The organism is Paenibacillus sp. MMO-177, from assembly GCF_037147795.1.
In the GTDB taxonomy this organism is placed as follows: domain Bacteria; phylum Bacillota; class Bacilli; order Paenibacillales; family Paenibacillaceae; genus Pristimantibacillus.
The window spans coordinates 45,670-63,633 of record NZ_JBBCUR010000013.1 but is presented as its reverse complement, the minus strand read 5'-3'; the positions used below and the strand labels follow the sequence as shown (position 1 = coordinate 63,633).

The following is a 17,964-nucleotide window of genomic DNA, read 5'->3' as shown; positions in this document are numbered from 1 at the left end:
CTTAACTGTGACTGTGAATGTGAGTAAAAACAATAAAACACTCATCCTGATTGGCTTGCTTCTAGGCCTTATATTTGCCGAGATGGATGAGACCGTCGTCTCAACCGCAATGCCAACCATTATCCGCGAGCTGCATGGTTTATCGCTGTACGGCTGGGTAGCAGGCGTATACATGCTGGCTATGACGATTGCTATGCCGATATTGGGCAGGCTTGCGGATGTATTTGGTCGGAAAAAAATATACATGAGCTGTATGGCCTTGTTCTGTCTCGGTTCCATCGTGTGCGGCTCCGCCGACTCCATGGCACAGCTGCTTATCGGCAGAGGCATTCAAGGGATTGGGGCCGGCGGATTAATGCCAATCGCTCTTGTTATTATCGGAGAATCCTTCCCGCTCGAGCAGCGCGCGAAGGTGCAGAGCCTCATTGGTCCGTTGATGATTCTGCCGCAGCTAATCGGACCAACCATCGGCGGTTATTTTGTCGGAAATCTCAATTGGCATTGGTTGTTCCTGATCAATATTCCCGTAGCGGTTATCGCGGTTGCCTTCTTGTTCAAAGGACTGCATGAGTCCAAAGGGGAAGAAAAGCATACGATTGACTGGGCAGGGGCGGGAACGCTTGTCGCCGCATTGCTGTCCTTCCTGATTGCGCCTGTACTGATTGATAATCAGGGATTAAGCTGGTCGTCTCCTATTATCATAGGTCTGCTCGTCCTATCCGCTGTATTGATCGGCCTATTTATTCGGATTGAGTCCAGAGCGAGGCAGCCGATCATTCCGCTGCATCTGTTCCGCAACCGGAATGTCGTTGTATTATCTCTTCTAGTGTTTACGTTAATGCTTGGGCTTATGGGCGGAATCGCAACCTTCCCGTTCTTCGCGCAAAACGTGATGGGGCTTACGCCAACCGAAGCGGGCTATCTGATGTTCGCCTTTATGGCCGGAGCCATCCCGTCCAGTATCGTAAACGGATTTTTAATTACACGCGTCGCTTATCGCAACCTGTTTATTGCCTGCTTCATCCTGCCGCTTGTGGGAATATTCATGCTCACGCAGCTGGCGGTCAGCACAACCCCGCTATTTGTTATTATTGCCTTCTTTGTTATGGGACTAGGCATTGGAGCGCTGTTTGGCGGGGATAACCTGATCGTGCAGGAGTCCGTAGAGAAGAAGCATAGCGGCGTAGCGCTTGGCACGGTTCAGCTGTTCCAGTCGCTTGGCGCTACGGTTGGGCTCAGCGTATTCGGCAGCGTTCTTGCCAAAAGTATTAAAGACGGCATAAACGGCTTGTCGAGCGGAATGGACCCGGGGACTATAGATTCGATCAAAACAGGCGGGATTCCGGCCGGCTTGTCACCTAATCTCGTGCTGAAGATCCAAACGGTATTTGCCCATTCCTTCGACCATATCTTCGCTATTGCGCTTGGATTCGCGGCAGTATCCTTCGTAATTACCTGGTTCTTAAAGAAAGAAGTGCTCACGAAGCGGGAGGAACCAGAAGTAGAGGCAGCAGGACAAACGGTTGCCTAGATCTTCTTCCTGCCATCATAACAACTACCCCCGCGGACGCCGGAAGGCTTAGCGGGGGTATTTGTTATGATGCGAGATTCAAGCGTTAAACGCGGTGAGCATCCAGACATGCTTCTCGAGGGCGGTGTGGATGGCAAGCAGCATATCGGCGGTAGTTTCGTCTCCGGCGTCCTGCGCAATATCCATGCCTTCCTTCAGCTCGCTGATGACGATAGAGAAATCGGTAATCAGCGTCTCGACCATTTGGTGGGCCGATTCGCTGCCGGAGGCTTCCTTGATGCTGGCGATTCGCAGGTATTCCGCCATCGTCGCAGCCGGTGCGCCTTTTAGCGCCAGCAGCCGTTCGGCAAGCTCATCGACATGAAGAGCCGCCTCCTCGTAGAACTCCTGGAATTTTACATGCAGGGTGAAAAATTGAGTGCCTTTGACATACCAATGGTAGTTATGCAGTTTGATGTACAAGACGCTCCAATTGGCAATTTGTTTATTGAGAATTTCATTTGTTTGTGTCATTAGTTTCACATTCCTTTCCTAGACGGTAGTGTGCGCGAAGGAAAGGCTTTGCATACTTAAAAACCGCGGCTGGCGGCCAGACGAACGGAGGACTCGCGAACGATCAGGCGGTGCGGAATAATAACATGCGACTGATGGATCGGCTCGTCTTGAATCTGGCGGATCAGCAGCTGCGAGGCCGTATAGCCAAGCTGGTACGTACCGATATCTACCGAACTGATTGGCGGCGTAGCAAGCTCGGAAAGCGCAATATTGTTAAAGCTGACAAGGCTGATATCATCGGGCACCTTGTAGCCGATTTCGGTTAAGCCGCGAAGCACGCCAAACGCCACCACGTCATCAATGACCACGAGCCCTGTCGGGCGTTCCGGCAGTCCCATGATAAAAGACATCGCCCGGAAGCCGCTTTCCTGCAGGAACTCGCCTTCCACGATCCACTCCGACTGCATGGGCAGTCCTGCCTCGTGCATCGCTTTTTTATAACCTTCCATCCGGTCGTTCGAAACGGTCAGATTGGTTGGTCCACTCACAAATCCAATCCGGGTGTGGCCTTGCTTGATCAGGTGCTGCGTGGCGTCATAAGCAGCCAGAACATTATCGTTATTGACTGTCATCACGCGGCTGTATTCCCCTCCGGCACGTCCGATCAGAATGCTTGGGAAATCCTGCTCGTTCAAATAACGGATAAGCGGATCATTTACTCTCGCGGACAGCAGGATGACGCCATCGACGCGTCTTCCGAACACAAGGCGTGAGATCGTCTCGGTCTCGTCATGTGCGCTTGTTGCTGTCGTAAGCAGCATATCGTAGCCCGCTCTGGTGGAGTGGGTCAGTATTCCTCTTAACAGCTCTCCGAAAAAGAAATCCTGGAACAGCTCTTCCGCAGGGCGGGGGAGCATGATGGCTAACGTCTTGGTTGTCTTAGAGACTAGGCTTTTAGCCATGACATTCGGGTGATAGCCCATTTCCACCATGATCTTTTTCACCTTGGCGGTCGTTTCCTTGCTGATCCGAGGATGATTGGATACCACCCTCGACACGGTCGAAGGGGAAACGCCTGCAGCTTTCGCAATATCTTTAATGGTTACCATCGTTATCGTGATCCCCTTACTCTTATGCAATCGTTTGAACTCTATGCATCCATGTTACTTGAATGGTCGTTTAAAGTAAACTGGCTGTTCAGAACTTTGCCAAGCGATAAGTGAAATATTGGGCAAATCTTAGAAAAACGAAGAAAATGGGAGATAACCTTAAAATAACCTGCGCAGATCATCTGTGCAAACGTTTTAACAAACACAATGGGCTGTTGTATGATGAACTCGTGGATATAACGCTTTCATTACAAGTATTGGCGTTAAAACGACCAAAAACGGGTGAATACGATGGATACCCTTCTTTTCTCACTGCCATTTGAACAAACGTTTGCACAAATCGGCGAGTAGCGGCATACCTGCTGCGGGCACGGAAAACGGGTAAGATCGGGCGTAACTATCCCAAGTCATACAATACGGAAGGGGATCATTAAGAATGAAAAAATGGTTTGTAACGACGATGATCACGGCATTGTTCATCGTGTCGGCTTGCGGAAGCGGCGGCAGCAATAACAACGGCAATTCCGCGGCAACAAACGCTCCTGCGGCAACGGAAGAGGCTTCGGCTAACGCAGGCAACGCAGGCGCAAGCGAAGCGCCGGCGGATGAGGCGATCGTGCCGGAAGAAGGCGCAACGCTTACCGTATGGGATTCGAAGAACGAGCGCGGCTTCGTAGAGGAAATGGCGAAGGAATTTACGGCGCAATACAATATTCCGGTCAAGATCGAAGAAGTAGAGTCGCCGGACCAAGTGAAAAAGCTGACAACCGACGGCCCTGCGGGCATCGGTGCCGATATCGTAACGTTCCCGCATGACAACCTTGGCCAAGCGGTAGCGGCCGGACTTATTCTTCCTAACGATTTCTTCGAAGAAGAGACAAAAACAGCAAACGCGGAAGCTGCGGTTAATGCGGTAACTTCGGGCGGTATCCTGTACGGTTACCCGCGTTCCGTTGAAACCTACGCGTTGTTCTACAACAAAGACCTTGTGCAGACGCCTCCGGCTTCGTTTGACGACATCGTTACCTTCTCGAAAACATTCAATGATCCCGCAAAAAATAAATACGCCCTTATGTGGGAAATGGGCAACTTCTACTTCAACTACATTTTCTTCGCGTCAACCGGCGGCTACGTGTTTGGCGAGAACGGAACAAACGCTGCGGACATCGGCCTGAACAATGACGGCGCGGTTGAAGGTCTGAAATACTTCCAGTCCCTGAAATCGATTCTGCCTGTCAAATCCGGCGACGCTTCCGCGGACATTATCCAAGGCAAATTCGCCGACAAATCGCTGGCGATGACGATTACGGGTCCTTGGAAAGTCGGCGACTTCAAGAACCTGGGCATTAACTTTGGCGTAGCTCCAATCCCGACCATTAACGGCAAACCGGCAGTTTCGTTCTCCGGCGTTAAAGCCTGGTACGTGAACTCGTTTACGAAATACCCGAATGCTTCCCGTTTGTTTGCTAACTTCATTTCTTCCAAGGAAGGCCAGCTGAAAGACTACTCGCTGACTGGCGCCATTCCGGCGAACAAAGAAGCAATGGAAGATCCAACGTTCAAAGCGGATGAGATCTCGAGCGGTTTTGCGGCTCAATTCGTAAACTCGCAGGCGATGCCTTCGATTCCGGAAATGGGCAAGGTATGGGATCCGATCGGCGCAGCTCTGGCTGATATCTGGAACGAGAACAAAGATCCGAAGGCGGCTCTCGACAATGCGGTTAAGCAAATCCAAGATGCGGCTAAAGGTACGACGAAATAAGGCATAGCGAAATAAGAGACAGATGGCTCGCCCGCCGAAGGCAGTTTCGGCGGGCGTAAGCTGTGGAAGGAGTACACGGGTATGAATGGTCGTCGCAGTGCTATTTTGTCCGCCATATCAATGGGGCTTGGCCAACTGTACAACCGGCAATATATGAAAGGAATACTGCTGCTCCTGACGGAAGCGGCAGCGCTTGTTTATTTTATCCCTCGCCTTGCGCATGACCTGTGGGGGATTTGGACGCTGGGCGATACGCCTTCCAAGATGGTGAAGGTAGGCAAGGTATATCAGACGGTCAAAGGGGATCATTCGATCTTCCTGATGATTAACGGACTAATTACGGTTCTGGTATTGGCGCTTTTTATCACCATTTACATTATGAATATCCGCGATGCGTACCGTACGGGGGCGAAAAGAGAGCAAGGCATTCGGGCCGCGACCTTCCGGGAGTCTATCAGCTATGTGTGGGACCGCAAGTTTCCTCATTTGCTGCTGACCATTCCTGGCCTCGGCGTATTGTTCCTGACGATTATGCCGATTGTCTTCATGATTTTGCTTTCCTTCACGAACTACTCATTGCCTCAACATATTCCGCCGGCGAAGCTGGTCGATTGGGTTGGCTTCAACACCTTTAAGGACCTGCTGACGCTGAAATCCTGGAGCAGAACGTTTTTTGGCGTCTTTACATGGACGATTATTTGGGCCGTGCTTGCGACCGCAACCTGCTATTTCGGCGGCCTGCTTGTCGCTCTGCTTATTGAACAAAAGGACGTTAAGTTTAAAAAGCTGTGGCGGACGCTCTTTATCCTGCCTTACGCGATTCCGCAGCTGATCTCGCTGCTCGTTATGCGCAATTTGTTCAACGGACAGTTTGGCCCGATTAACCAGTACCTATCGTATTTCGGTTTTGGCAAGCTGCCTTGGCTGACGGATCCGACCTGGGCGAAGGCAACCGCTATTCTCGTTAACATGTGGGTGGGCATTCCGGTATCGATGGTTCTCATTCTTGGCGTGCTTACCGCTATTCCGAAGGATCTCTACGAAGCGGCGGACGTGGACGGAGCCTCCGGCTATCAGAAGTTCCGGATCGTGACGCTGCCGTTTGTCCTGTTCGCTACCGCACCGATTCTGATTACGCAGTTTGCGGGCAATATCAATAACTTCAACCTGATTTTCCTGCTGACGAACGGCGAACCGCTGAACGGCAATTATCAATACGCGGGCAGCACGGATCTGCTTGTAACGTGGCTGTACAAATTGACGCTGAACAACAGCCAATTCAATATGGCTTCGGCGATTGGCATTATTATTTTCATCATTATCGCAACGTTCTCGATTATTAACTACCGTCGCACGAAGTCGTTCAAAGAGGAGGATATGATCCAATGAGGGCTGGTCAATCGAGGAGCCGCTTTATTCGGCTGACGCTTAGCTACGTGGTGCTGACTGTCATCGCGATCTGTTGTCTTTATCCTGCTCTTTGGGTGCTGCTGTCTTCGTTCCGGCCGGGCACCTCGCTGTACAGCGATTCGTTTATTCCAAAGACGTTTACGCTGTCGCACTATACGGAGCTGTTCCATTCGAAGGTATTCCTATACGGCAGATGGTATTTGAATACGCTCAAAATTGCTTTCCTGTCCATGATCTTCTCGACGATTCTGTCGACGATGAGCATGTACGCGTTGTCGCGCTTCCGGTTCAAGGGGCGGAAAACCCTGCTGACAACCTTGCTTGTCCTGGGCATGTTCCCCGGTTTCATGAGCCTGGTGCCGGTGTATATTTTCCTGCTGCAGCTTAACCTGCTCGATACCCATACGGCGATTATCATCGTTTATTCCGCGGGTTCGGTATTGATGAACGGGTTTGTGATAAAAGGCTTCTTCGATACGATCCCGCGCAGCCTCGACGAGTCGGCAAGGATTGACGGCGCGAATCATTTGCAGATTTTCTACCGGATCATGCTGCCGCTTGCCCGTCCGATTCTGATCTATGTGGCGCTGACGACGTTTGCGGGAGCTTGGGTCGACTTTATTTTCGCCCGGCTGGTGCTTCGTTCGAAAGAGAACTGGACGCTTGCCGTCGGCATGTGGGATCTGGTCAGCTCGTACCAGAACTCGAACTTTACGATGTTTGCCGCGGGCGCCGTCTTGATTGCGGTTCCGATTACGCTGCTGTTCGTCTTCCTGCAGAAGTTCCTTGTTCAAGGGCTTACGGCAGGCGCTTCGAAAGGATAAAGGGCGATTATGGCTTATAGAGGTTGGTGCGCCCGTGCTGCGATTGCTGCCGCTTTGGCAGCTTCGCTTGCGGGCTGCTCGGCGAATAACGCTGGCGGCGGGAAGGTTGAGAGTGAGCCTGTTGCCTCGGCATCGCCGACGGCTGCCGCTGCTGTGAAGGAAGCTTCTGCGGAGCCGGTGGATGAACAGCCGGGCACCGTTTATTACGAGATTTTTGTCCGGTCCTTTTATGATTCGAATGGGGACGGGATTGGCGATCTGAACGGCGTAACGGCCAAGCTGGACTATTTGCAGCAGCTCGGCATCGGCGGGATTTGGCTTATGCCGATTAATCCTTCGCCAAGCTATCACGGTTACGACGTGACGGATTACCGGGCGGTCAATCCGGATTACGGAACGCTTGATGATCTGAAGAAGGTGACGGATGAGGCGCATAAGCGCGGCATTAAGGTCATCATGGATCTGGTTGTGAATCATACGAGCACGGAGCATCCGTGGTTTAAGGAGGCGCTTGCGGATCCGGATAGTCCTTATCGGAGCTGGTATCATTTTGTCGGGGCCGATGAGGATGCGAAGGCGGACGGTGCGGTTGGCGGCAATCCGTGGCATCTGGCGGCTGACGGGAAAAGCAAATATTTAGGCGTGTTCTGGGAAGGCATGCCGGATTTGAATTTTGACAATTCAGACGTAAGGGAAGAGCTTGTGTCCATCGGCCAATATTGGCTGGAGCAGGGACTCGACGGCTTCCGTCTGGATGCGGCCAAGCATATTTACGGCGATTATGCTTCCACCATTAATAGTACCGAGATTCAAGGAGCGAATAAAAAATGGTGGCAGGAGTTCCGCAGCGGCTTATCCGGCGTGAAGCCGGATGCGTACCTGGTAGGCGAGGTATGGGATTCGCCGGTTGTTATTGCCCCTTATTTGAATAAGGCGCTGGACTCGGCATTTGATTTCGATCTCGCCGGCAAGCTGATCAGCGCGGCTGACCGGGAGCGGGACTCGGATCTGGCCTTTACGCTTGGCAAGGCTTACGGGTTGTACGAGAAATCCTCCGGCGGAACTTATGTGGACGCGCCGTTTCTGAGCAACCATGATCAGACTCGGGTGATGACCGCATTGAACGGCAACGTTTCGCATGCCAAGATGGCTGCTGCCATGCTGCTTACCCTGCCTGGAAATCCGTTTATTTATTACGGCGAAGAGATTGGCATGGCCGGCGCCAAGCCGGATGAGTATTTGCGCGAGCCGATGGTCTGGTATGCGGATCCCGCTGGCGGGGAGGGGCAAACCAGCTGGGAAGCGAGCAAGTACAATACGGCCGGTTCGGCCGTATCGGTGGAGAGCGAGCAGCGGGATGCCCAGTCGCTGCTCGCTTGGTATCGGATGCTGCTCAAGTGGCGCAGCGAGGAGCCGGCTTTGCGCGATGGGGGAATCATCGCGTACAGCTTGAAGAACGCGGTACCGCAAGTATCCGCGTATGTGAGGGCAACAGCAGACGAGCGCGTGCTCGTGCTGCATAATTTGTCAGGCCAGCCGCAGAAGGCGGAGCTGGCCGAAGAGCACGGCTCATTCGCGAAGCTGAGCCGTAAGAGCGACAACGCCGCCGAGCTAAGCGGCGGCGTCGTGACGCTGCCGCCATACAGCAGCGTTATATTGAAGTAGACGAATCCGGTGCCTGAGGCACCGGATTTTTTATTGCTTAGGCGCGGGTGCCTCGCTAACCAATTGCCGCATTGGAAGTAGCAGGCAAAAAGCCTGCTGCCGCCCGGTCCGAGGTGCATGGCGGACAGCGGGAGAGCGAATAGCAGGCAAAAAGCCTGCTGTAACCCGGTCCGAGGTGCATGGCGGACGGGGTGAGGGCGAATAGCAGGAAAAAACCGAGTTACAGCGGTTGGGGCGAGAAGGCGTAGGGTAGAAGTAGCGAAATAGCAGGAAAAAACCGAGTTACAGCGGCTGGAGCCGGAAGGCGTAGGGGAAAAGTAGCGAAATAGCAGGAAAAAACCGAGTTACAGCGGTTGGGGCGAGAAGGCGTAGGGTAAAAGTAGCGAAATAGCAGGAAAAAACCGAGTTACAGCGGTTGGAGCCGGAAGGTGTGGGGTAAAAGTAGCGAAATAGAAGGCAAAAACCATGTTACAGTGGTTGGAGCGAGAAGGCTTGGGGTAAAAGTAGCGAAATAGCAGGAAAAAACCGAGTTACAACGGTTGGAGCCGGAAGGCGTAGGGTAAAAGTAGCGAAATAGCAGGAAAAAACCGAGTTACAGCGGATGGAGCGGGAAGGTGTGGGGTAAAAGTAGCGAAATAGAAGGCAAAAACCATGTTACAGTGGTTGGAGCGAGAAGGCTTGGGGTAAAAGTAGCGATATAGCAGGAAAAAACCGAGTTACAGCGGTTGGGGCGAGAAGGCGTAGGGTAGAAGTAGCGAAATAGCAGGAAAAAACCGAGTTACAGCGGCTGGAGCCGGAAGGCGTAGGGGAAAAGTAGCGAAATAGCAGGAAAAAACCGAGTTACAGCGGTTGGGGCGAGGGTGACAGGGGACGAAGTTAGCGGCAATGGTTTTAGGTGAGCGGCTGTCGGGTAAGCAGGCAGAAGGCTCCGAGGAGGAAACCGAACTAACTGGGGTTTGAAGCAACCGTTAGAGCGGTACAATAGTAGTCTGCGGGAAATGGCGCGAGACTCGGCGTGGGCTGTGGGAGGTGGCGAGCATTGAATACGAAAGCATTGCGGATTGTGACGCTCATTGTGTTCTTGATTAATGTTATTCTTATTTTTCTTGTTGATCTGTTTACGATTGAGATGATCCCGGATGGTACTTCCGGCAATGGGAATCCGGCGGATATCCTTTGGTTTGTTGAGCTGCCGATGTATCTGCTCTTATTGGCCGGTATAGCTTTGATCGTACATAGGGAACGGTATCTGGTTCAATACAATAGAGTCCGGGTATTGCTTATCCTGCTTGTCTTTTTTGCGGTATCGGTCCTGCTTCAAGTGGATAAAGCCCAGCGGATACGTGATCAGATAGACGGCCGAATTACGGAATTCGGCTGGTTAAACCAATATACCAACACGATCTATATCAACTTTTATTCCTTTCTTAGCGGCATCCTGCTGCTGCTTCTGATTCAAACGGTCGTTACCTTAATCCGCAATCGCTTCTATCGGGCAAGCAAGCCTGATAAAAAATAAGACGGACCAGCATGATGCTGTGTCCGTCTTTCCGCTTTAAACAAGCTGCTTCCAAATGCCGTAGCCGTACCCCGGGAGCCGCAGCCGCAGCTTCCCCGCTGCCGGCTCAAGCCGCTGCTCATCGCCGAGCAGCGACACCCAGGTGCCGCCGGCTGGCACGGCGGCAACAGCCTCGCGTCCTCGCGCATTCATCGCGACGAGGATGCGCTCGTCCCCATCGCGGCGTTCGTACACGATAACGCCGCCATCTTCGCCATCCGCTGCCTGCAGGAAGCGGATGTCCGCGCTGCGCAGCGCGGCGTGCTTGCGCCGAAGCGCAAGCGCCTGCTTGTAGAAAGCGAGCAGCTCCTGATTTTGCTGCTCCGGCTCCCACACCATGCATTTCCGGCAGTCGGGATCGCCCTCGCCGTTCATGCCCACTTCATCGCCGTAATAGATGCACGGCGTGCCCGGATAAGTCAGCTGGAACAGAGCCGCCAGCTTCATTGAATCGACTTCATCGCCGCAGATCGTCAGAAGACGCGGCGTATCATGGCTGTCCAGCAGGTTAAACGCCGTCTCCGTCACCTGCTGCGGATAAGCGGCCAGCTGCCGGCCGATGGCGTCGGCGAAAGCCTTCGCGCCAATCGTCTGATGCCCGAAGAAGTCCAGCACCGCGTTCGTAAACGGATAGTTCATCACCGCGTCGAATTGGTCGCCCTCCAGCCACATTATCGCGTCATGCCAGATCTCGCCGAGGATATACGCATCCGGCTTTACGGATTTCACCGCTTGACGGAACTCCCGCCAGAACTGGTGATCCACCTCGTTGGCCACGTCAAGCCGCCAGCCGTCGATTCCGATTTTTTCGATCCAATAACGCGCCACATTGAATAAGTAGGCCTTCACATCCGGATTTTCCGTATTCAGCTTCGGCATCATCGGCTCAAAGGCGAACGTCTCGTAAGTAGGGATGCCGTCCTCCACCCGAAGCGGCCATTCCCGTACATGGAACCAATTTGCATAGACGGATTTCTCGCCGTTTTTCAACAGATCCACAAACGGCGGGAACGTCCGGCCCGCATGGTTAAACACCGCATCCAGCAGCACCCGGATTCCGCGCTTATGACATTCCTCAACTAGCTCCTTCAGCTTCTCGTTTGTGCCAAAATGACGATCGACCTGCATATAGTTCTCGGTATCGTATTTATGGTTCGTTGTTGCTTCAAACAGCGGGGTGAAGTAGACGGCGTTAATGCCGAGCTCGGCCAAATAATCCAGATGGTCCAACACGCCTTGCAGATCGCCGCCGAAGAAGTTCGTAGGCGTTGGTTTGCCGCCCCATTCTTCCGTTAACTCCGGGTTCAGCGAAGGATCGCCGTTTGCGAATCTCTCCGGGAAGATCTGATAAAACGCCGCGTCCTTCACCCAAGCCGGAGGGGAGAACACATCCACCGGATTAATATAAGGGAAGTCAAAAAACGTATTCGGATTATCCGGCAGCTCGGCCGGAAAGCCGGTTTCCGTCAAGATCACCGTTTCATCGCCGTCCGTCAGGCGGAACGCATAACGAAGCCGGCGGAAGGGAGGCTCGATGGAAGCTTCCCAGTAATCAAAAAGCGCGTCGGAGGAGAGCACGGTCATCTGGACAACGGCAAACGTGCCGGCCCAGTTGTATTTGTCTCCGGCAATGAGCTCCACGCGCTCCGCGTCATTGCGTTTCGTACGAATCCTAATATGTAACGTCGTTTTGTCATAAGCGTAAGCCCAATTTTGTTTGGGTCTGTGATAGATCGCTTCGAGCAGCATAAAGGTAAGATCACTCCAATCGAATAATGGGGTAAAACAAGAAAAAGGCACAACCGGCTAATTATAAAAATCAGCGAGGTTGTACCTTTATAGGTAGCATTGCCTTTAAATTGTCGTTCGAACTTCCCTCATTATACTATGAACCGTCCGAACGAGCCACAGGCAATTCCGAATTTTTAATTTTTAAGCATGAACCGCGTCATGGCTTTGCGCTTCCAGGAAGCGTTCTGCATCCAGAGCTGCCATGCAGCCGCTGCCTGCCGCCGTAATCGCTTGGCGGTATTGACGGTCCTGCACGTCGCCGCATGCGAATACGCCAGGAATGTTGGTTTCCGAAGTGCCGGGCTTCACGATAATGTAGCCTTGCTCGTCGGTGTCGATTTGGCCGCCGAGGAATTTCGTGTTAGGCGTATGGCCGATCGTGATGAACACGCCGTCCGCTTCCACGAATTCTTCTTCGCCGGTTGCGTTGTTGCGTACTTTCAGACCTTTCAGGCCCATTTCGCCGGGAACGATCTCAAGCGGAGTTTTGTTCAGGTTCCAGCTGATTTTTTCGTTCGCGCGTGCGCGGTCCTGCATGATTTTCGAAGCGCGGAGCTCATCGCGACGGTTAACAACCGTTACTTCGGAAGCAAAGCGAGTCAGGAATACCGCTTCTTCCATTGCGGAGTCGCCGCCGCCAACGATGATCAGCTTTTTGCCCCTGAAGAAGAAGCCGTCGCAAGTTGCGCAAGTGCTGACGCCGCGGCCGATGTTTTCTTGCTCGCCCGGAATGCCGAGGTATTTCGCGGAAGCGCCAGTCGAGATAATAACCGTCTCCGCTTGAATTTCGCCGATGCCTTCAACGTCAAGCGTATAAGGGCGTTTGCTGAAGTCGACGCTTTTTACGGAGCCGTTGCGGAAGGAGGCGCCGAAACGCTGCGCTTGCTTGCGCATGTTGGACATCAGCTCGCTGCCAAGAATGCCTTCAGGGAAGCCCGGGAAGTTCTCGATTTCCGTTGTTGTTGTCAGCTGACCGCCTGGCTGCCAGCCTTCAATTACGAGAGGCTCCATATTTGCGCGCGCCAGATAGATCGCCGCTGTTAATCCGGCAGGGCCGGTACCGATAATGACTGTTTTGTACATGAAGAATTCCTCCACTCTATCTATATGATGTTGGCTTATGTCGCAATTTCTAGTTTAAAATTATTACAATCTGTAAACTTTGTCAATACAGTTCATCTTATTTTCATCTAGATGTATTATTGTAGAAAGATAGTGAACGGGAGGTGCTCCATTATGCCGAAAATACTCGTCGTGGACGACGATCCGAATATACGCGAGCTGGTCAGCTTGTTTTTGCGAAGAGAAGGATATGAAGTGATTGAAGCAACCAACGGAGAAGATGCGTTAACCCGTTTGGAGGCGGTCAAACCGGATCTCGCGGTTATTGACGTGATGATGCCCAAAATGGACGGCTGGGCCTTATGCGCGGAGCTGCGAGAGTCGTTCGACATGCCGCTCTTGATGCTGACGGCCAAGGGCGAGACGGCACATAAGGTGAAAGGCTTTGAGCTTGGCGCCGATGATTACGTTGTGAAGCCGTTTGATCCGCCGGAGCTGATCGTCCGGGTTAAGGCGCTGCTCAAGCGCTACCGCATTGCTTCCTCGCAGGTGGTGGAGCTGGGCGGATTGTCGATGAACCGCTCGGACTTCCAGCTCGTTGCGAACGGCGATAAGATTCTGCTGCCGCCGAAGGAATTCGAGCTCCTCTTCAAGCTGGCAAGCTATCCGGGCAAAACCTTCACAAGGGAGCATCTGATCGAGCAGCTGTGGGGGATGAACTACGAAGGGGACGAGCGTACGGTTGATGTACATATTAAGCGGCTTCGCGAGCGGTTTCCGGAGGAGGATTTCGGCTTCCGCATCGTAACGATCCGCGGCCTGGGCTACCGATTGGAGGAGCGGGCATGATCCGCAGCTTGTATGTGCGAATAGCGGTGACTTTTCTGGTCATCGTATTAGTAAGTATTAGTATTGCCTATTATACGGCGAACCAGCTTTTCAAGCGGGATCTTCAGGGGCAGAACGGCCTGGAGGAAATGATGATTACCCGGCTGGAGAAGCTGTATAACGATTCGTCTCCGCGGTCCTTGCCGATGTTCCTCGAGCAGGTCTCTAGCCTTCAGGAAATGTCGATCGTTGCCGTCAACCGGAACGGATTTGTTATTCAGGTCGGCCGGACGAGCCGCGCGATTGTGAATCATTTGACTTACAAGACGGTCGAGAACATATTTGGAGGCAAAACGGAACGGGTAAAGTATACCGACGAACATCAGAGCGGTCCGCCTTCGCCTCCGGCATACGGCCGACTGGCCCAATTCGGCAACACGGAATGGGCCGTCTTTATTACCCCGGATCATGTCCGGCAGGTCCGCAGCTTCCAGCGGAATACGTTCACCATTCTCATTACGCTGCTGGTGGTCGGTTGTATCCTGATTTTGTTTGCTGCCCGTTATCTGGTGAAGCCGCTCAAAATGATGACGGCCGCCACAACCCGCATTGCCAAAGGCGACTTTGGCGTACAGCTTCCGATGTCGCATAAGAACGAGCTAGGAGAGCTTGCGGACAGCATTAACAAGATGGCGCATAGCTTGTCGCAGCTGGAGACGATGCGCCGCGATTTCGTATCCAACGTATCGCATGAAATCCAATCGCCGCTTACCTCGATCGGCGGTTTTGCGGAGGCGCTGCGCAGCGAGGATTTGACGGAAGGGGACCGGAATCGTTATGTTGGTATTATTAAGCAGGAGAGCAGCCGTCTTTCCCGGCTGAGCGAAAATCTGCTGAAGCTGGCGTCGCTCGATTCCGAGCATCATCCGTATAAGCCGGTCGCCTACCGGCTCGACAGGCAGCTTCGCGACGTCGTCTTGTCCTGCGAGCCGGCCTGGCTTGCGAAGCGGCTGACGGTAGAGCTGTTAATGGAAGAGACCGTGATTAAAGCCGACGAGGATCAGCTGAGTCAGGTATGGATCAACCTGCTTACCAACAGCATGAAATTTACGCCGGAGGAAGGCAAAATCTCGTTCCAGCTGTCGGAGAAAAACGGCTATGCCGTTGTCCGGATCTCCGATACGGGCAGCGGAATTCCGGAGGAGGAACGGGACCGGGTATTCGAGCGTTTTTACAAAATCGATCCGTCGAGGGACCGTTCCCAGGGCGGAAGCGGGCTTGGCTTATCTATTGTGAAGAAGATTATCGACATTCATGGCGGAACGATCGAGATTGAGGACGCGGAGCAAGGGGCGGTATTCGTCGTCCGGCTGCCGCTGAATCCGTAAACCGCCAATGTGAGATCGAAAGGGTGACGGCCATGTTTTATGAGAAGAAGAGGCAGCAGGTACGCAAAGCCATTATTCCGGCAGGAGGACTCGGTACGCGATTCCTGCCCGCCACCAAGGCGCAGCCGAAGGAAATGCTTCCGATTATCGATAAGCCGGCTATTCAATATATTGTGGAAGAAGCGGTGCAGTCCGGCATCGACAGCATCATTATCGTCAGCGGGCGGCATAAGCGGGCGATCGAGGACCATTTTGACAAATCTTACGAGCTGGAAAAAGAACTCGAGGAACGCGGCAACGAAGAGATGCTCGCCATCGTCCGGGATATCTCGCATCTGGCCGACATCTATTATGTCCGCCAGAAGGAGCCGCTTGGACTTGGGCATGCCGTTTTATGCGCGCGGCGTTTTATCGGCGACGAGCCGTTTGCGGTGCTGCTTGGCGATGACATTCTGCGTTCCGAGCCGCCTTGCCTGCAGCAGATGATCCATCAGTACGAGGAGACGGGCTCCTCGGTTGTCGCCCTGATGGAAGTGCCTTGGGATCAGACGCATAAATACGGCATTGCCGCTTTTGATCAGGCTGATCCTTCCCATAACCGCATTCTAGACCTCATCGAGAAGCCTGCCCCGGGGCATGCCCCATCCAATTGGGCGGTTGTTGGGCGGTATGTGCTGGATCCGGCGATCTTCGAGTTATTGGAGCAAGCCAAGCCGGGCAAGGCCGGGGAAATTCAGCTGACGGACAGCCTTCAGCAGCTGAATCGTATCGCTCCGATTTTGGCGCATCGTTTTATGGGCAAACGCCATGACGTCGGCGATAAGCTGGGATTCGTGAAGGCGACGATTGATTTCGCCCTGGAGCGGGAGGATCTGTCGGAGGAAGTCCGCAAATATTTGCGAGAGCGTCTCGTTTGAGGCCATGAACGTAAAACACGCTGCTGTGAAGGGGGAAACCTCTGCGCAGCGGCTTTGTTGCTATTGCGTTCAACAGCAGCGACCAGACCATTTACCGGTGATGAGGCACGGGAGGCTGCTTCTAAAGGGTTGCGATGCGAAGCGATGAACGAACGGGTATGTGTATGGTGCCGATTGGAGTAAAATAGGCGATTTGCGACGTGCCGGATCCTGCTGAAGCGGGGTTCGGCTTTTTTGATGTTAAATTTGGAAAGGGTTGGAGAAACTTTTTTTATTTTCCGTAAAGGAAAAATGGAGATCATTTATTTTTTCATATAGAATAGATAAGAGATATAAAGAGATGAACACTCAAGTTGGAGGAGAATGAAATTGTATTGCCATCATTGCGTTAGGGAGCATGATGCGGATGCCGTATACTGCAGCAGATGCGGCAGGCTGCTGGAGCCACAGCGGAATTTGCAGCAAGGAACAGATGATCAGGCGGCAGCGTTGGAAGAATGGGATATCGCAAAGGACCAGGCAAGCTCAGCATTGGAGACGTCGCAGCCACCTTTAAAGCAGACTGGCCGGGGCAATTTGTTTATCGGACTGATTCCCGTCATTTTGTTCGTTGGCATTGCAGCGGTGCTGTTGTCCTATTACTTATATGAAGCTAAATTAAATAACCGTGTTCTGGATTGGCAGAATGCTGCAAGACAAGAAGCATTGGCGGGCAAATACGAGGAGGCATTCCGGCAGTTGAACAAAGCGGCGGATGCACGCCCGGATTTTAAGCCGGTGCAGGCGGATTTGAAGGTTGTGGAGGAAGCTTTATCGCTTGACCGTACGTTGACGGAAATTCAGCAGCGTCTGGACGATCAGGATCTGGGCGAAGCTTCTGTCCAGCTGGAGCAGGTGAAGTCGAAGCTGCGCGGCCGTGAGGAGCCGATTTTCGGCAGAGTGCGGGATCAGGTTGACGAAATGTCGACGAAGGTGACGGTGCTTCAAGTATCGGCGGAATACGAGAGCATGAACGGCATTGACGACCTTGCGGGCGAGTATAACCAGGTGAAGGGCTTGTCCGGCGAGGAGGCGCTTGCGCTGCGTCAGAAGATTGAAGCGAAAATTGCGGATATCAGCTATAACGAGGCCGATGCGATGCGGAGGAAGAAGAATTTCTCGGCGGCTATTACGGCAGCGCAAAAAGGGCTCATCTACGCGCCTGACAACGAGAAGTTGACTAAGCTTTACGACCGTATCGTAGTGGAAAAGAAAAATTTCGAGGATGCGGAGCAGCAGCGGATTGAGCAGGCGATGCAAAAGGCGGCGGAAGAGGATCTAATCAATCAGACGGCAGCGGTTAAAGTAAAGCATATCGATGCGCAGTTTGATCTTTTCGGCGACTTTAACGTGAAGGGGGAACTGCTCAACGCAGCTACCCGGCCGATTTACTCCGTTGTCATTGAATATACGGTTCATGATTCGGAAGGAAAAGTGATTACGACGGGCAAGGTGGATGCAACCCCTTCTTATATTGAGGCGGGGGACACGTTCAGCTTCTCCTTTGTTGTTCATCATGTGCAGGATGAGAAGGCAACAGTGGCTATCGATCATATGACTTGGTATTTGGATTAGGGGAATAGGT

General features: G+C 52.9%; 14 protein-coding genes. 10 read left to right on the top strand and 4 right to left on the bottom strand.

What is annotated here, in order from left to right; all coding sequences use genetic code 11:
• The first annotated feature begins 7 nt into the window (after window positions 1-7).
• Window positions 8-1,531, top strand: coding sequence for an MFS transporter (locus WFK81_RS27205; RefSeq protein ID WP_336790144.1), 1,524 nt, complete (start codon window positions 8-10; stop codon window positions 1,529-1,531).
• A 78-nt stretch (window positions 1,532-1,609) separates the two neighbouring features.
• Here WFK81_RS27205 and WFK81_RS27200 read toward each other — a convergent pair whose 3' ends face one another.
• Both WFK81_RS27200 and WFK81_RS27195 read right to left on the bottom strand, forming a co-directional pair.
• Window positions 1,610-2,044 carry a Dps family protein gene (locus WFK81_RS27200; protein WP_336790142.1) on the bottom strand — a complete coding sequence of 145 codons (435 nt, stop codon included), beginning with the start codon at window positions 2,042-2,044 and terminating at the stop codon, window positions 1,610-1,612.
• A gap of 56 nt (window positions 2,045-2,100) precedes the next feature.
• On the bottom strand, window positions 2,101-3,135 hold the full coding sequence (locus WFK81_RS27195; protein ID WP_336790140.1) for a LacI family DNA-binding transcriptional regulator: 1,035 nt from the start codon (window positions 3,133-3,135) through the stop codon (window positions 2,101-2,103).
• A gap of 436 nt (window positions 3,136-3,571) precedes the next feature.
• Between WFK81_RS27195 and WFK81_RS27190 the strand changes: the two genes are divergently transcribed.
• From WFK81_RS27190 to WFK81_RS27170, 5 genes are all read left to right on the top strand, one after another.
• A complete protein-coding gene (locus WFK81_RS27190) occupies window positions 3,572-4,897 on the top strand; it encodes a sugar ABC transporter substrate-binding protein (protein WP_336790138.1) in 1,326 nt (441 codons plus the stop codon).
• A gap of 81 nt (window positions 4,898-4,978) precedes the next feature.
• Window positions 4,979-6,286 carry a carbohydrate ABC transporter permease gene (locus WFK81_RS27185; protein ID WP_336790137.1) on the top strand — a complete coding sequence of 436 codons (1,308 nt, stop codon included), beginning with the start codon at window positions 4,979-4,981 and terminating at the stop codon, window positions 6,284-6,286.
• The gene (locus tag WFK81_RS27180) at window positions 6,283-7,131 is read left to right on the top strand and encodes a sugar ABC transporter permease (protein ID WP_336790136.1); all 849 of its coding nucleotides are present in this window, start codon (window positions 6,283-6,285) and stop codon (window positions 7,129-7,131) included. Before WFK81_RS27185 ends, WFK81_RS27180 begins: the two co-directional genes overlap by 4 nt.
• Before the next feature lie 9 nt (window positions 7,132-7,140).
• The gene (locus tag WFK81_RS27175) at window positions 7,141-8,796 is read left to right on the top strand and encodes an alpha-amylase family glycosyl hydrolase (protein WP_336790134.1); all 1,656 of its coding nucleotides are present in this window, start codon (window positions 7,141-7,143) and stop codon (window positions 8,794-8,796) included.
• Window positions 8,797-9,835: 1,039 nt separating this feature from the next.
• A complete protein-coding gene (locus WFK81_RS27170) occupies window positions 9,836-10,315 on the top strand; it encodes a hypothetical protein (RefSeq protein ID WP_336790132.1) in 480 nt (159 codons plus the stop codon).
• Window positions 10,316-10,351: 36 nt separating this feature from the next.
• On the opposite strand, the gene WFK81_RS27165 is transcribed toward WFK81_RS27170, so the two are convergent.
• Window positions 10,352-12,103, bottom strand: a complete 1,752-nt coding sequence (locus tag WFK81_RS27165) for an alpha-glycosidase (protein WP_336790130.1) — start codon at window positions 12,101-12,103, stop codon at window positions 10,352-10,354.
• Between the two features lie 183 nt (window positions 12,104-12,286).
• Entirely contained in the window at window positions 12,287-13,228 is a 942-nt protein-coding gene (gene trxB, locus WFK81_RS27160) for a thioredoxin-disulfide reductase (RefSeq protein WP_336790128.1), read from the bottom strand.
• 153 nt (window positions 13,229-13,381) lie between these two features.
• On the opposite strand from trxB, the gene WFK81_RS27155 reads away from it, so the two are divergent.
• The 4 genes from WFK81_RS27155 to WFK81_RS27140 all read left to right on the top strand — a co-directional run bounded on the left by WFK81_RS27155 (window position 13,382) and on the right by WFK81_RS27140 (window position 17,954).
• Window positions 13,382-14,056 carry a response regulator transcription factor gene (locus WFK81_RS27155; protein ID WP_336790126.1) on the top strand — a complete coding sequence of 225 codons (675 nt, stop codon included), beginning with the start codon at window positions 13,382-13,384 and terminating at the stop codon, window positions 14,054-14,056.
• The gene (locus WFK81_RS27150) at window positions 14,053-15,423 is read left to right on the top strand and encodes a HAMP domain-containing sensor histidine kinase (protein ID WP_336790125.1); all 1,371 of its coding nucleotides are present in this window, start codon (window positions 14,053-14,055) and stop codon (window positions 15,421-15,423) included. The genes WFK81_RS27155 and WFK81_RS27150 overlap by 4 nt, the downstream gene beginning before the upstream one ends.
• A 32-nt stretch (window positions 15,424-15,455) precedes the next feature.
• On the top strand, window positions 15,456-16,340 hold the full coding sequence (galU, locus tag WFK81_RS27145; protein WP_336790267.1) for a UTP--glucose-1-phosphate uridylyltransferase GalU: 885 nt from the start codon (window positions 15,456-15,458) through the stop codon (window positions 16,338-16,340).
• A 363-nt stretch (window positions 16,341-16,703) separates the two neighbouring features.
• Complete coding sequence (locus tag WFK81_RS27140) at window positions 16,704-17,954, top strand: FxLYD domain-containing protein (protein WP_336790123.1); 1,251 nt, start codon at window positions 16,704-16,706, stop codon at window positions 17,952-17,954.
• The last annotated feature ends 10 nt before the right edge of the window (window positions 17,955-17,964 follow it).